At 25.8% G+C, this 15,327-nt stretch carries 20 protein-coding genes; 3 read left to right on the forward strand and 17 right to left on the reverse strand.

Features of this window, described 5'->3' with window-relative positions; all coding sequences use genetic code 4:
* Positions 1–12: 12 nt before the first annotated feature.
* From AAHM88_RS03605 to AAHM88_RS03620, 4 genes are all read right to left on the reverse strand, one after another.
* Complete coding sequence (locus AAHM88_RS03605; protein WP_338968560.1) at positions 13–276, reverse strand: HPr family phosphocarrier protein; 264 nt, start codon at positions 274–276, stop codon at positions 13–15.
* Between the two features lie 92 nt (positions 277–368).
* Positions 369–2,510 carry an ATP-dependent helicase gene (locus tag AAHM88_RS03610; RefSeq protein WP_342263289.1) on the reverse strand — a complete coding sequence of 714 codons (2,142 nt, stop codon included), beginning with the start codon at positions 2,508–2,510 and terminating at the stop codon, positions 369–371.
* Positions 2,511–2,522: 12 nt separating this feature from the next.
* Positions 2,523–3,272: an RDD family protein gene (locus tag AAHM88_RS03615; protein WP_342263290.1), complete on the reverse strand. Its 750-nt coding sequence runs from the start codon at positions 3,270–3,272 to the stop codon at positions 2,523–2,525.
* Positions 3,272–4,219: a glycosyltransferase family 2 protein gene (locus AAHM88_RS03620; protein ID WP_342263291.1), complete on the reverse strand. Its 948-nt coding sequence runs from the start codon at positions 4,217–4,219 to the stop codon at positions 3,272–3,274. The genes AAHM88_RS03615 and AAHM88_RS03620 overlap by 1 nt, the downstream gene beginning before the upstream one ends.
* A gap of 122 nt (positions 4,220–4,341) precedes the next feature.
* Here AAHM88_RS03620 and AAHM88_RS03625 point away from each other — a divergent pair, with 122 nt between their 5' ends.
* A complete protein-coding gene (locus tag AAHM88_RS03625; RefSeq protein WP_342263292.1) occupies positions 4,342–5,415 on the forward strand; it encodes an alpha/beta hydrolase in 1,074 nt (357 codons plus the stop codon).
* Positions 5,416–5,447: 32 nt separating this feature from the next.
* Here AAHM88_RS03625 and asnS read toward each other — a convergent pair whose 3' ends face one another.
* Positions 5,448–6,803: an asparagine--tRNA ligase gene (gene asnS, locus AAHM88_RS03630; protein ID WP_342263293.1), complete on the reverse strand. Its 1,356-nt coding sequence runs from the start codon at positions 6,801–6,803 to the stop codon at positions 5,448–5,450.
* 193 nt (positions 6,804–6,996) lie between these two features.
* On the opposite strand from asnS, the gene AAHM88_RS03635 reads away from it, so the two are divergent.
* Positions 6,997–7,275, forward strand: a complete 279-nt coding sequence (locus AAHM88_RS03635; RefSeq protein ID WP_342263294.1) for a DeoR family transcriptional regulator — start codon at positions 6,997–6,999, stop codon at positions 7,273–7,275.
* A 397-nt stretch (positions 7,276–7,672) separates the two neighbouring features.
* Positions 7,673–8,080, forward strand: coding sequence for a hypothetical protein (locus tag AAHM88_RS03640; RefSeq protein WP_342263295.1), 408 nt, complete (start codon positions 7,673–7,675; stop codon positions 8,078–8,080).
* 26 nt (positions 8,081–8,106) lie between these two features.
* On the opposite strand, the gene AAHM88_RS03645 is transcribed toward AAHM88_RS03640, so the two are convergent.
* The 12 genes from AAHM88_RS03645 to AAHM88_RS03700 all read right to left on the reverse strand — a co-directional run bounded on the left by AAHM88_RS03645 (position 8,107) and on the right by AAHM88_RS03700 (position 15,265).
* Positions 8,107–9,186, reverse strand: a complete 1,080-nt coding sequence (locus AAHM88_RS03645; protein WP_342262706.1) for an integrase core domain-containing protein — start codon at positions 9,184–9,186, stop codon at positions 8,107–8,109.
* Positions 9,187–9,255: 69 nt separating this feature from the next.
* Entirely contained in the window at positions 9,256–9,717 is a 462-nt protein-coding gene (locus tag AAHM88_RS03650) for a hypothetical protein (RefSeq protein ID WP_342263296.1), read from the reverse strand.
* A gap of 53 nt (positions 9,718–9,770) precedes the next feature.
* Positions 9,771–11,579, reverse strand: coding sequence for a hypothetical protein (locus AAHM88_RS03655; RefSeq protein WP_342263297.1), 1,809 nt, complete (start codon positions 11,577–11,579; stop codon positions 9,771–9,773).
* Between the two features lie 87 nt (positions 11,580–11,666).
* Positions 11,667–12,050: a hypothetical protein gene (locus AAHM88_RS03660; protein ID WP_342262703.1), complete on the reverse strand. Its 384-nt coding sequence runs from the start codon at positions 12,048–12,050 to the stop codon at positions 11,667–11,669.
* 3 nt (positions 12,051–12,053) lie between these two features.
* Positions 12,054–12,299 carry a hypothetical protein gene (locus AAHM88_RS03665; RefSeq protein ID WP_338967003.1) on the reverse strand — a complete coding sequence of 82 codons (246 nt, stop codon included), beginning with the start codon at positions 12,297–12,299 and terminating at the stop codon, positions 12,054–12,056.
* Positions 12,300–12,308: 9 nt separating this feature from the next.
* Positions 12,309–12,635 carry a hypothetical protein gene (locus AAHM88_RS03670; protein ID WP_342263298.1) on the reverse strand — a complete coding sequence of 109 codons (327 nt, stop codon included), beginning with the start codon at positions 12,633–12,635 and terminating at the stop codon, positions 12,309–12,311.
* A gap of 13 nt (positions 12,636–12,648) precedes the next feature.
* Positions 12,649–13,638: a hypothetical protein gene (locus tag AAHM88_RS03675; RefSeq protein WP_342263299.1), complete on the reverse strand. Its 990-nt coding sequence runs from the start codon at positions 13,636–13,638 to the stop codon at positions 12,649–12,651.
* 31 nt (positions 13,639–13,669) lie between these two features.
* Positions 13,670–13,903 carry a hypothetical protein gene (locus AAHM88_RS03680; protein WP_342224170.1) on the reverse strand — a complete coding sequence of 78 codons (234 nt, stop codon included), beginning with the start codon at positions 13,901–13,903 and terminating at the stop codon, positions 13,670–13,672.
* Between the two features lie 15 nt (positions 13,904–13,918).
* Entirely contained in the window at positions 13,919–14,152 is a 234-nt protein-coding gene (locus AAHM88_RS03685; RefSeq protein ID WP_342262699.1) for a hypothetical protein, read from the reverse strand.
* Positions 14,153–14,316: 164 nt separating this feature from the next.
* Positions 14,317–14,529 (reverse strand): hypothetical protein, encoded by a 213-nt coding sequence (locus AAHM88_RS03690; RefSeq protein WP_215825617.1) that lies wholly within the window; start codon positions 14,527–14,529, stop codon positions 14,317–14,319.
* A gap of 13 nt (positions 14,530–14,542) precedes the next feature.
* On the reverse strand, positions 14,543–14,884 hold the full coding sequence (locus tag AAHM88_RS03695) for a hypothetical protein (protein ID WP_342262689.1): 342 nt from the start codon (positions 14,882–14,884) through the stop codon (positions 14,543–14,545).
* A 57-nt stretch (positions 14,885–14,941) separates the two neighbouring features.
* Positions 14,942–15,265: a hypothetical protein gene (locus AAHM88_RS03700; RefSeq protein WP_342263300.1), complete on the reverse strand. Its 324-nt coding sequence runs from the start codon at positions 15,263–15,265 to the stop codon at positions 14,942–14,944.
* Positions 15,266–15,327: the final 62 nt, after the last annotated feature.

Genomic DNA, 15,327 nt, shown 5'->3' on the forward strand with positions numbered 1-15,327 from the left:
TTAAATTTTATATTAAACCAATTTATTATCTTTCATTGCTTTTTTAATGCCAGCAATTGCAACATCAGCATCTTTACCAATTGCTTCAATTTCTACTTCTGTTCCGGTTTTAACTCCTAAAGCCATAATATTCATAATTGACTTTAAATTTCCTTCACGACCATTAACTTTAATTTTAATAGTAGAACTATATTTTGAAGCCTCTTTAACAACAATCGCAGCAGGTCGCGCATGCATCCCTATTGGATCAGTAATTTTAGCTTTAAATGATGACATTTTTATTTCTCCTTTAATTTTTTTACATCAATAAATAATAATTAATAAATGTAAGTTAATACTAACATAAACAGCAATTAAAAACTAGATATTTAATCTTCACTCAAAACCTTCTTTAATAACGGGTGATTAGATCGTAAAACTTTAATCCCACTATTAAAAGCGACTTCAACATTAGAATTTAAAATATTAGTTACAATCCCTTTACCAAAAGTAGAATGTTGAATAATATCACCAGTTTTTCATTGCGATTTTTTTGCTGGTGTTAAAGAAATATTTTTCGGTATTGTTCAACTTAATGACCGCTTAGTATCTTCTAATTGTTCATCGCTTTTAAGTTCTAATAAACTAGGATTAATTTCAATAACAAATCTTGAAGGTAAGCGGTAATTATTAGTTACATAAGAAAACCCTTCACTATAACTTAAAAATAATCCTTTTCTTGCTCTTGTAATCGCAACATATAAAACTCTTCGTTCTTCTTCAATAGCAGAAATTCCTTCTTCAATACTTAAAGTATTAGGAAAAATGCCTTCATTTAAACCAATAATCAATACAAAATCATATTCCAAACCTTTAGCATTATGAATCGTCATCAAACTAACTCTATCTTGATTAGCAGAATTTTCATCTTGATCAACATATAAACTAACTTCTTGTAAATAATGTTGTAATAATTCCATTCCTTGTAATGAATCCACATTTTGCAAATCATAATTTTCCATATGATTAAATAATTCTTTAACATTTTCTAAACGTTCTTCCTCAAAACCATCTGCTAATTGCTGTAAGTAATTACCGTTATTTAAAAAATCTTGACTGAATAAAGTCATCTTTTCATATGATTTTAGTTTCTCTTTTCAAACTTTTAAATATGTAACTAATTCAATTATTGATGGTTTTAAACTAGCAACATTTAGCATTAAATATTCTAAAAGCGATTGGTGATTATTTTGTGATTGTTCAATTAAATTATTAATTGTTGTCATCCCCACACCTTTAATCAAATTTAAAACTCTTACTGTTGATAATTGATCACCATAAACTAAAGTTTTTAAGTAAGCTAAAACATCCTTAATTTCTTTTCTTTCAAAAAACTTAAAACCACCATAAATACGATAATTAATATGATTATTAATTAATGCTTCTTCTAAATCACGAGAAAGATAATTAGCACGATAAAGAATTAAAATATTATTTAATAAAATTTTTTTCTCAACTAACTTTTTAATTTCTTTTGCCACCCAGTTAGTTTCACGAATACTAGTATTGCCATGATATAATTTTGTCTTACTACCACGGTCATTCATCGTAAATAAATCTTTAGCAATTCGTGAATGATTATAACTAATAAGAATATTTGCCACATCTAAAATATTTTGTGTTGAACGATAATTTTGATTAAGAATAAAAGTCTTCCCATTAGGAAAATAATTATCAAAATCTAAAATTAATCTTGCTTTTGCCCCGCGAAAAGAATAAATTGTTTGATCTGGATCACCAACAACAGTAATATTTTGATGGATTTTTACTAAATAATTAATTAATTCAAACTGTAATTCATTAGTATCTTGAAATTCATCAACTAAAACATACGAAAATCGCTTTTGTCACTTTTGTAATACTTCTGTATGATGCGAAAATAATTCTAAAGTTAAAGTTAATAAATCATCAAAATCAAGCATATTATTCTTAGGCAAATATTGTAAATAAATCTTATAAATTTCTAATCATTGTTGCTTATGTTCATGATAAAAATCACTATTAATAACATCACGATACGATAATTGATGATTTTTTCAATAAGAAATCATACTACTAACTTTCTTAATTTCATTACTATCAAAATTATATTGCTTATTTTTAATAATATCTTTTAAAATATTAATTTTATCAACAGTATCAATAATAATAAAATCTTTTGTATATCCCAAAACCACAATATCATTTCTTAAAACCCGAACACAAAAGGCATGATATGTATGAACTCATGTATATTTAGATTGATCGCCAACCAATTCATTTAATCGACTTTTCATTTCATTAGCTGCTTTATTAGTAAAAGTTACGGCTAAAATTTGATTACTACTAATGGCCAAATTATGAATCAAATGAGCAATTTTATAAATAATAACTCTTGTTTTGCCACTTCCCGCACCAGCTATAATTCTATTAGCACCTTCACTACTTAAAACTGCTAACTTTTGTTCTTCATTTAAATGGTTTATATTCATCTTCTACTCCTTTTATAACTCTTCAATTGCTTTTAATTCTTTACTATCAATAGTTCCCGGTAAAGACTCTTGTAAATGAATATGAATTTTATTATCTTGTAATTTTTCTTTTTCTTGCTTTTTCTCTTGATGATAACGAACATTAACAATATAAATGTGTAAATAGCGATCAAAGAATAATTGATTTTTAACATCAAACTTATAAAGTAACATTAATGAACCATATCATAATAAATAAAATAATCCCATTAATCTTAATGTAATTGTTACAGCTAACGGTAAAGAATGTTGTGGTTTAGTAATTACAAAAATGTTTTGATAATTAAAAATAAAAATTGGATATTTAAAAACTAAGCTAACAAATAAATTACTAATAATCAAAATTACTCACGGAATAATTGTAATAAACAATTCCCGATATAATAAATTTCAAATCCGAATCTTATTTTGACCTTCTTTGATTAATTTAAAACAAAAAATAAATTTTGCTATTGTTCTACCTTGACAAAAATATGGCATCATAACAAAATAAGACATTAATAATGACAATGCACTGAAATGATTAATAATTGCTTTTTGTCAGTCATTAAGATATTGATTTTGATAAATTCCCCAACTAATAATAAAAATGATCATACTGATAATTACATAATCAATCACTCTAGCAAAAATTACTTTTCAAAGTTTTACTAAAAAATATGGCGTTTTTTTTCTTATAGTGTCACTATCACTACTAATAGTTTTAATTTTCATAATATCCATTAAACAAAATTCTTTAAATATTTTTTTCAATCTTTAGCAACATCTTTATTGAACAAATCCTCTGGTACTAAATTAAGATATTGATTTTTTTCTCAGTGAGGAAATCTTTTCGTAACTTTATTTGTAACTTCTTGAATAGCTTTTTTAACTAATACTTTATTTCCTGTTGGAGCAATAACTTTTAAAAATGTATAGTAATGAAAGCGAACAAATGCATATTCTAATTCTTCAATTAACTCTCGTGCTAAGTTTATTTGCTTATAATAGTTATAAATATGAACTCATTGCTTTAAAAAATCAAAACTATTAAAATTCAAGAACGGCTCAATTTCAATATCTACTAATATTTTAGTGCTTGTATATAAAGTTTCAATTCACGGTAATATTTTATAAATAAATAATAAATCAAAACGATTAGAGCGACGAAAAGTAATTTTATGACTAGTAATAATCTTTCTTTTAAATAATTTATTAAATAGTGAATGATGAATTAAAGCAAAGACTTCTCGATTTAAAAGAGGATGATACAAATTATTATTTTTTAATCTTCGTGAAGAAATATGATGATAAACATTAGAATATTGAACCATAAATTCAATTAAATCAGGTTCATCATTATTATTAATTTCTTGGATAATATTTTCCATAAAATTATTTATTAATTTATATCCTGGTTGTAAAAATAAAACATAACTTCCTTTAGCATTACTTAATGCTAAATTTCAAGCATTAGCGGTTTCAATTTCCTTTCAACTACTAATAACTTTAATAGTATCACTATGTTCTTGAAAGAATTTAGTAATATATTCTAGAGTATCATCTTTTGTTTTATCATCCACAATAATAATTTCATAATCTTTACCCTTTTGTTTTAAAATACTATTTAATGTTACTTCTAACTTATTATTATCATTAGAACTAGTTAAAATAAAACTGATTGTCACCATTACCACTCCCTCAATATAGTAATTATAACATTTGCCTTTATATATTACCTAATTAATTTATTATCATATAATATTAATAAAATGATAAAATAAATATATTACTAAAACATGAGGTTAAAATTATGGAAATTACGCAAATTAAAAATCCCCTACCAAGAAAGTTTAAACGACTATCATTTTTTAGTTTAATTATCATTATTTTAACTTTCCCTATTTTAATATGATATCTATTATATATATGTTGTAAAAATTTTTATGTTACGCCTCGTTTCACCAATACATTTCATCGATTTGGTAAATATGACCCCTTATATCATGGTACTGAAAAATATAGTTTAGCTGTTTTAACTACTGATAGTATTATTAAAAACAATTCTTTAATTGCTTTCAGCACAAAAGAAAAAAATAATCTCAAATTTCAAGAACATGAAATTATTAATGGTAATACTATTCTTAGCAGTTTAATTTTAATTAATCCTAATAATAAAAATAACAAATGAGTTATTGCTATGCACGGATGAACAGAAAACAAATTTTTAGCTTTAAGAATGACAAGACATTTTTATAATGAAGGATACAATATTGTATCATTTGATGCACGCAACCACGGCAAATCTAGTGCTAAAACTATTGGATTTGGTTTTTTTGAAAAACATGATCTAGCAATGGTAATAAAATATTTACATAAGAACTTTATTGTCCAATCAATTGGTTTAATTGGTAATTCAATGGGTGGAAGTACCATTATTGAATTCATTAAAGAATACAGTGAAAAAATTAAAGAATTAAAAGTATCTTGAGCAATTAGTGATTGTGCTTATAGTAGTTTTATTGAGCAACTACGATGGATGAGTATGACAATTTTTAAAAAACATTGATTTTGAACAATATCAGTAATGCGATTATCATTACGATTAGTTAATGAACTAAAAGTTAAAAAATTAGTTCCTAAAAATAATTTAAAAAAATGTGCTACTATCCCATTACTAATTATTCATGGTGAAAAAGATAATTTTGTTCCATTATATATGGCTTATGATATTTATCATCATAAAATTCGTGATGAAGAAAAACAAATTAGTGAATTACTAGTTATAAAAGATGCTGGGCATGTACAATCAATTACAACTGATTATGACCTCTATACAAGTAAAACTTTATTATTTGCTAAAACACATGAAGAAATTACTAATTAAAAAGATAAAGTTTGTTAAAAGTTTATCTTTTTTTAAAATTCTAAACTATTAGGTACTCGTGGGAATGGTAAAACATCACGAATATTTGTCATCCCTGTCAAATACATAATTAATCGTTCTAATCCTAAACCAAAACCACCACTTGGAGCATACCCATACTGTCTTAAATTTAAATATCATTGAAAATCCTTAATATCTAAATTAGCCATTTGCATTTTTGCTAATAACTTTTCATAATTATCTTCCCTTTGACTACCACCAATTAATTCGCCAATTCCAGGGACTAATAAATCCATTGCTTGAACAGTTTTATTATCCTCATTAGTTTTCATATAAAATGCTTTAATAACTTGTGGATAATTAGTAATAAATGTTGGTTTATTAGTTAATTGTTCACATAAATATCTTTCATGTTCAGTTTGTAAATCCATTCCTCAATGAATATCTTGATTTTCAAAACGGTCTTTAACTTTAATTAATTCCATAATCGCATCATCATAAGTCATAACTACAAATTTAACAGTTACTACTGTCTTTAGTTTATCTAATAAATTATTATCAACATTGTCATTTAGAAACTTTAATTCTTTTTTATTATTTTCTAAAATATAATTAATAATATATTTAATTAATTCTTCTCCTAATTTGATATTTTCTTCTAACGAACTATATGCCACCTCTGGTTCTACCATTCAAAATTCAGCTACATGCCGAGAAGTATGAGACTTCTCGGCTCGAAAAGTTGGTCCAAAAGTATAAACACGATTAAATGCTTGTGTATATGCTTCAGCATTTAACTGTCCAGAAACAGTTAAATTAGCCTTTTTAGAAAAGAAATCTTGTTGATAATTATTATCTTCACGAGTTGTCACAATAAATGCTTCACCTGCACCTTCAGCATCATTACTAGTAATAATTGGTGAATGCAAATATAAAAAGTCATTTCTTTGAAAAAAGCAATGAATCGCATAACTAACACTACTTCTAATCTTAAAAATAGCTCAAAACTTATTAGTTCGAGCTCGTAAATGAGCAATTTCTCGTAAATATTCATTAGAATGTTCTTTTTTTTGTAATGGATATTGTTCCACAGCATTATTATATATTTTTATATTTGTTGCTTTAATTTCAAACAATTCCTTACCTTTATCTGGCAAAACTAATACTCCTGTTACTGCAATTGAAGAACCTGTTCGCAAACTTTTAATTTCATTAAAAGTTTTAATTTCTTGATTATAAACAACTTGAATACTATCCAAATAACTACCATCATTTAAACTAATAAAACCTACTTTACCAGAATCACGATTAGTTCGTACTCAACCTTTTAAAGTAATTTCTTGACCAACAATGGCTTTATATGTTTCATAAAGTTTTTTAATTAACATTAATATTTTCCCTCTTTTCAAAATGAATAAGATTTTTTTTTAATTATAACACATATAATTTTATATAATATATGTTGATAATTAAAACATAAAATCTACAAATAAACTATATATTTTTTCTTTTTTAATCAAATATTTTATTATTTTATGATAAAATCAAAATAAATCAAGATATAGAAAGAAAGTGAGGCCTATGCATAAATTCAGTCGTCAAAAAATCTTATTAAAGAAAATTCAAGAAAAAGAATTTACTCCCATTAACGATTTAATTACCTTTGTACAAAATACTTATAGCTTTACAGCAATTACCGTTAGAAGAGATCTAAAAGAAATTGCTAAAGAAGGTCACATTAAATTATTACACGGTGGAATTAAATATATAAAAAAAACCCAATCACAAATTAAATTATTATGTAATATACCACAGACTTATGACAAGCACAAGAGGGTTTTTAAAAAGGGTCGCGTTTAGTTTTCTTAGGTATTTTTAAAAAAAGAAAAAATAATCATTTACTATAAATTATTTCAATATGCAAATTAAGTATATATATCCTATGTACGATTTTTGTTGTAAAAAATTATTTTAATATTGTTTTTGTAAGCATTTTACTTAGTTTTTATAACCTTTTATTAAGATTATGTTTGTTAATATTAAATATTTTGTTTTATTACTTATTTTTTAAATAAAAAGGTAATCAATTTTTAGTTGCTTTTCTTTCAAAATTATTTAAACCTTTTCCTACCTAACAAAACTTTATGCGTCCTTTTTAAAGGACGCATAAAGTTTTGTTATTATTGCAATTGCAATATATTATTTATTGAATATAATGTATAGATAATAAAATTAAAAAAGAAGGGATGTTTTAAGAATGATTAATAATTCTAATTTAAAAAAAGAAACTAAAAATATAAATCCAACTAATATTGGCCCTGATGGATTAATCCGAGCAGGACTAATTATAACGATTGTTAGTTCGGGAATTATTTTATTTCTTGCTCTAATTTTATTGCCGTTTACTTTAATTGGAGCCGGAGTTATTGGATTTATATTTGGTGTATTTTGAATTATCAATATTATTTTAGTAATTTTGGCAGTGATGGCGATAATAACTAATAGTTTAGTATTAAGTAAAAAGAGTCAAAATTATATTTTGGCAGGTATTTTTGGAATTTTTTTTGGTTTTATTATTGGTGGCATTTTAGTTCTTTGTGGTAAATTTAAATCTTTAGTATTAGCAAGTCCTGAATCTAATATGAATTCTTCGAATATTAAATAGAAATAGTAAACACTTAAAAGGAGAAATTAATTTATTAATTTTTGTAATGTTTGAAATGGCGTTTTAGTGTTTAATGACGAATGACAGCGTTCAAAGTTATAAAAGTAATAATATTTGTTTAAATAATGTTGAAGTTCATTTTGATTTAATTTTTTATCCTTGGAATAAAATAATTTGTTATAATGTTGGTGGAATCGTTCAATCTTCCCATTGGATTGAGGCGAACGAATTGGTGTTGTTTCGTGAACGATTCCGCTTTTTGAAAGAAAGGTTGTAAAAGGCCTTTCTTTTACTTTATATGCTTTTTTATTGCTTCAATTAGTAGTGGTAAATTCCGGAGCATTATCAGTACGAAGGCGTTTAATGGTTATGCCAAGTTCACTAAAATCTTTCATTGCTCTTTGCACGGCATTAATTGCGTTATTAGTTCCTAAACTATCATAAACATATCCAAATACTATGCGTGTTATTTCGTCAATGAAATCATAAATGTAATATTTTTTATCAACCGGAAAATTTGATGTGGTAATAATTTTAGCATCCATTTGTAAAAGACCAATCTCGGAAACTTCATAACGCTTAAAATGGCGTTTGGTTTGTTTAATTTGTTGTTTTAATTCTTTTCAACGAGGGTCAGATTTAATTCAGCGATAAAAAGTTTTGATATTTTTAGGAACTTCTGAATTTTTAACATCGTGAAAACCGATTTTTAAATTGTTAAATAAAGACCACATTCCGCCGGCTTTGATATTTTTGTAATTAAAATATAAATCGCATACTTTTTCACGAGAATTTAAACTATATTGATAATTAAGATTTTGTGGTTTTGTAGTTTTAAACAACAACAAATCTAAATTGTCAGAATAATAAGCGGTCATAATTTTTTGTGCCCAACGATAAAAAGTTTTTGTTGCACCCTTAAAATATTTTTTAATAAGTTTTGTTAAAGTAGTTTCTTCCATATAAAAATAAGTACATAAATTTAAATAGGCAGTAATGCGTTTTTTAGTTTTATAGTAATAAGGATTACGGCAATTAGCACTTAATCAACTTTGTGCTTTTGCTTTTAAATCAGCTAAATCAGTTTGGGAAATAATATATTTCATTTTAAAACTCCTTAAATTAAGAAAACCGCATTACAAAAAATACGATTTTCAAAAATATTTATTAAATTACTAATTTTTTTTATTAGGTATTTCCGCCGAGAATGAAGTGATATGAAACATTTTCGTGTTAAGACCTTGTGGAACTTTCTTATTAAGAAATACTTTAAAATTAATTAAATTATCAATAAAATAAAATTCTTTAAAAGGCTTGGACTTATAAGAACCATTAGAACGATAAAAGTTATTAATTTGATTATAACCAGCACTATCTTTGTCAACAAATAATTGAAGGGCGGGTCTTTGAACAAAATCGCCATTACCTATTTGAATATCAAAATCACTAGAAAGCTTTAAATCAGTAGCATCAATTTCTAAATGATATGAACCCTGGCCATAACCACTAATTACTCAAGCACTTTTACCAATTTTAGAAAATTGTAATTTATATGTTTTTAAATCATTGCTATTTTTACTACATCCAAAAATAAACAGTATACATACTAAATTTAAAGCTGATAAAAATTTTCGCATAAAGAAAAATCCTCCTTTCAAAGGAATTATATTATAAAAAATAATGGCAATATTTAAGAGAACTTTTTTAATATCATTAATAAGATTGCTAAGGGTACTACAAATTCAAATAACATCTGAAACGCCGGGATAACTTCAAACACCGGAAAAGCAGTTTTGGTAAAATTAATTGTTGTTTTGGCAATATCAGCAAGAGGGCGAATTAAAAGATTAATTCCAGAAAGACCAAGTAATCAATTCAACACACTAACAGAAGCGTGTTGAGTGCCACATGATATTGCACTAAATAAACCTCAATAAGAACAGTTGGGCGTAGGGATTAAATCATCCATATTACCACTTATTCCACCACCAATAAAAGCCGTTGAATTCAAAATGTTAAAATCGTATAAAGAATAATGATATTCAGTACTTTCATTTTTCTTTTTATATAGTGGAAAAGTTAGCGTAAAAATATTAATTCCATACATCACATCAACTTTGGCATTGTAAAAATAAAGTTTATTACTAGTAACATTCCATAATTGGTTATCATATGCTTTTAACACATTAAAATCTATTTGATAAGAACTTTTACCAGTATTAAAACCATTGTTAATTTGTTTATCTTTAACAAAGAAATAAGAACGAAAAATCATATTCTTACTATTTTCGATTGTTGAACCAAAGTTAATCAAATACTGTTTGGGATAAAAAGTAATTAAGGAACGATAGAAAAAACCCATTTGTAAAACATTTTTAGGAATTTGTTGCATCCCTTTGTAATCTAATTCTACATAAGTAGAGGCATCTGTATCAAAACTCGCATAAAAGAATTGTACAAAAAATTCACATAAAACTTTATAAATTTTATTAAATAAACCATTAATAAAATCAACAGTTAAATCTTTTTGATAATGGAGCATAAAATCTTTAAAATCAGTCTTTAATTTGTCATCATAGCGTAAAAAACGGAAAGTATTACCATAATAATTAACTTGTCCAAAAAAGGTATTAATAAAATCTCCTCCAAAACTTGTTTGCGAGGCAGATTTTCAAAGCAATTTACCATTTTCTAAAAACTCATTATAACCCACAATGCTACCATGCTCAGTTTTTATAGTAATAACATCACCAAAACTAGAAAAGGAAAGTTCTCTAAAAATAACTTTTTCAATAAAACCGGGTGGATATGAATTTTTGCGACTTAAATTAAATTTACTATTTTGTTTAAAACCATTTAATTTAATTGATATTTCATTCATATATTTAAAATTATCATCAAAGAAATTAAAAACAGGGACTCAATATAAATAACTATAATTAAATTTATCAAAATCTCGTCGTTGTATCATCAAATAGTCTAACTTATCTTGAAACTGAGTATATTGATATTCGCCATCATTTTTAGTTATTTCCGTAGGTAATGGTTGTTCGTTATCTTTTTCTGGTAAAGGAGGCATTTCCGCCGAGAATGAAGTGATATGAAACATTTTCGTGTTAAGACCTTGTGGAACTTTCTTATTAAGAAATACTTTAAAATTAATTAAATTATCAATAAAATAAAATTCTTTAAAAGGCTTGGACTTATAAGAACCATTAGAACGATAAAAGTTATTAATTTGATTATAACCAGCACTATCTTTGTCAACAAATAATTGAAGGGCGGGTCTTTGAACAAAATCGCCATTACCTATTTGAATATCAAAATCACTAGAAAGCTTTAAATCAGTAGCATCAATTTCTAAATGATATGAACCCTGGCCATAACCACTAATTACTCAAGCACTTTTACCAATCTTGGAAAACTCTAATTCACAACTTTCACCACATTGACTGGGGTTTGTAGCTCGTTTTTCTCGTTTCATAAAAAATTGTTCCATATTAGAGGTTTTGGTGGTTGTTTTGTATCAAAGAATGCCCCTAACGGTACCAAACTAATAAACATTATAATAAATCAAGAAATAATCTTATGCATCTCATCACGCCTTAAAACTCTTTTTTATCGCTTTAAAAGCATCAGAAAATTTATATTGATTATGTTGCGGACATTCACAATTCAAAACTTGCATTTGATGCTGTCTAAAAACTTTATTAAAGTAATAACCCCTAATAATTAACTTAATACCAGTTATTAACAAATAAACGATTAATAATCAAAAATACACTTTAAGAACTACATTTTGAAAATCAAACAATATAAAATCTTTAAAAAACTCATCTGTGTTAGTTCGAATTTTTGTTAAAAATATTCAAATTAGAGTAATAAAACTATGAAATATAATAAAAAAATGTATAAAACCTAAAACACTTTTAAATCATTTAATACCTAATATTTTCTTTAACTTTTTCATTTTTTAACTCCTTAAAATTAAATATATTGTTGATAAAATACAAATCGTTCCTAAGATTTGGAAAATCGGATGTTGAGAAAATAACCTAATCATTGGTTTAAACAAATCTAAAATTTTAATATTATTTGATAGAACTTTATTAAAATATTCTAAACCCTCACGCACATAGGCTCATAAACCTAAAAAGTCATTTAAAGCAAAAATAGAAAAAACAGCAACAAGAATAAATAAAATTATTAATTTAAACATTTTAAATACCTACCTTTTTATTCGCCGTCCATGTTGGTCAACTCACGGTCTATTTTTAGGACTATTACCACTAAATTTCTTAATTGGACCACTAGATGATTGTTTCTTAGTTCCTCAATTAGCAACTGATTTTCGATATTTTTTACGAAAGCCAACTTTTGGTCGTTCAATATGAATACCTAAAATGCCACCGATTACAAGATTGATAACAAGCATAATTAGCGGAAAAATAATAATACGAATATCTGTTCCCGGAATCGTTAAAGTTCAAATTAAATCAAAAACTTTATAAAACATATCGCCAATCAAACTAGCCATTTTTTCTAAGTTTTCCATTTTTTAAACTCCTTTACTTATTTTTCTTCTTTAGATTATTTTTTAACTTAGTAAGTATCTTGCTAAATTTCTCCATTTTCAAATATTCTAATGCTTCAATATCCATTACATTATCATTTCAAAATTTATGCTGATAATTATCATTCAAAGCACGATTACTTAATTCACGCAAGAATGATAAATATTTATTATCGTAAAGGTTTAAAATTGACATCGGAATTTTCAATTTAAAGAAATAAATATCTAATTCCGGAATGCTACGATACTTGATTTTGCGACCTTTTTTATCATTTTTTGCATTAATTAGAGTTAATCGTCATTGTTCGTATTCGCTTACGGATTTAAAAGTACCATAAATAACTTGCAAATAGGGTCGAAAGATACTAACTGGTTTTTTTCTAATACCAACAATTATTGAATTCGCAATATCACGAACTTTAACTCATATATGTTCGGCTCGTTGTCCGCTCGCTAGTACGATATGGGTAAATTGCCGAGCTGAAGCAAAATATTCTTGTAAACCTTGGGTTACCCTATCATTTTCTTTATAGTCAGTTCCTTCTAAAAATAAGTTAGTTTCATCTCATAACAGCAAATGCTTTTCTTCTAATATCGGATAATTATAATCTAATAAAGACATATGCCCTAATGAAAGCATTTGTTTATCAGTAATCGGAAAAGTAGAAATCGTTTTCCAACCACTTAATAAGTAAGAAGCTAAAACCATTAAAGCGGTTTTTCCGGTCCCTAAAGCACCAATTACTAAATTTAAAGGTGAATTTAATAAGAAATTAATAAAACTACGACGAGCAAAGAAATGAGAAATTTTAGTATATAAAATATACAAAGCAATTAATAAATAAATAATATCAAATAACATTCGTCAACTTTGGGGATTATAATAATGCAAAATCGCACCATAAAATCACGCAATAATAAATAAAGTGCGATTTAAAGCGACAAAATCATATAATCTTAAATTTATTTTCTTAAACAATAGCATCAGTTAAATCACACTTTCTTTATTTTTATTACTATCTGCCGGGCATTAATTTTTCAAACATTTTGAAAGCGATTAAAAATAAACCAATAATCACACCAAGCAAGAAAACTCAATATGTAGCAAAGAAATTAACGACATTCGGCATATTACCACCAATAATATCAGTTCAAATATTACCAAATGCTTTAATTAATGCTTTTCATAAATTAGTAACCGCTTGTTCGCCAGTAACAGCTGGTGCATCTACTAAGAAAGTTCCGAACATATAATCACCCCCTTTCTAAACAAAATATGATTTAACCTTATAAAATAAAATAACCATAAATAAGACGATGAATACTAATACCATTCAAAACGCAATATTTGCTATTAAAAGTCAAAGTAGTTCTTTGGTTAAATCAATTTCTTTGCCACCAGTAATACGAGCTGGAATAGTTGTAATTTGAATAAATAAATCCCAAAAATACACTTTTATTTGTTCTCAATCTAAATCTTTTCAAGCAACTAAAAACATAATAATTACCGCTTAAAAGGTCAAAAGAGTAGAAAAATAATTGCTGAGAAGAGCATTACAATTATTAAAATTGAAAACAAAAATACAACTTGAGGTGGTAAATCGGCAGTTGGATAAATTAATTCAATTAACTCAATAATTATTTTTTTAAACATTTTCTAAACCTACTTTTTAATTTCTTTTTCATCTTGTTCTAACAAATTTCGTTTAAACTTTGCAATAAATATTCGTTGTGAATAAGTAAAATCTTTTGGTAGCTGTTTTGCTTCACTACCATATTTCTTTTTATCTTTAAAAAACCGATAAATATTAACTGCAATATAATATGCTAGTAATAATGTTAAAATCGTAAAAAATACTAATCCAAATATACTCATCTTTCTTTTCTCCTTAATTTTCTAATTCATATTTTTTTAAACAATTATGTTCAACAAAATCAACACAAAGTCAATTATCACCAACTAAATCAGTTCTAACAGAATCAACTGCAGATTTAGACGCTCAAATTTTTTGTTCTAATCCAGTTTTTTTATTAATAGAATATATAAACTCTTGACAATAATCTTTACCAGGCTCATCCACACTAACTCACATTTTCATTTCTAAAACTCCAAAACTATTTTTTACTACACCAAATCAAATAAATTGCAATAACTTAGTTAAATAACTCAACTCATCCATAACTAGCGGGCGGAGCATACGCTTTCCGCACCGCTTCGCCACTATAAACATCAACCAAGATGTTTTTTTTTACCTTTATTCTTAAGGCACCTTAAAACACCTTTAAAATTAATTTTTAAAATAATTAAAACTTACATCCTTTTTATCGTTCTCTTTTTCAGCAATAAAAAAATTTAACAATTCTTGTCCTATAATCAAATTAGACTTCTGCTCTTTTTTGTTAACTGAAACCAACTGATACTCACCATTTCTAATTATTCCAATACAAATAGAATTTTCATATTTGCCTTTATAAACAAATCGTTTTGAAAATCAAATACCAATAGGATTACTAAATCACGGAATTTCTGGTGCTTTAATAAGAATTGCGTTTTGTGTTTCTTTTAAAAGATATTTTTTAGTATTTAAAAAAATATTTTCAATATTTCTCACATACATACCTTCCTTACAAATATATTTAGTTATATTAAACTAAGTTATATTTAACTTAGTTA

The organism is Spiroplasma endosymbiont of Dromius quadrimaculatus, assembly GCF_964031155.1.
GTDB lineage: Bacteria > Bacillota_I > Bacilli_A > Mycoplasmatales > Nriv7 > Nriv7.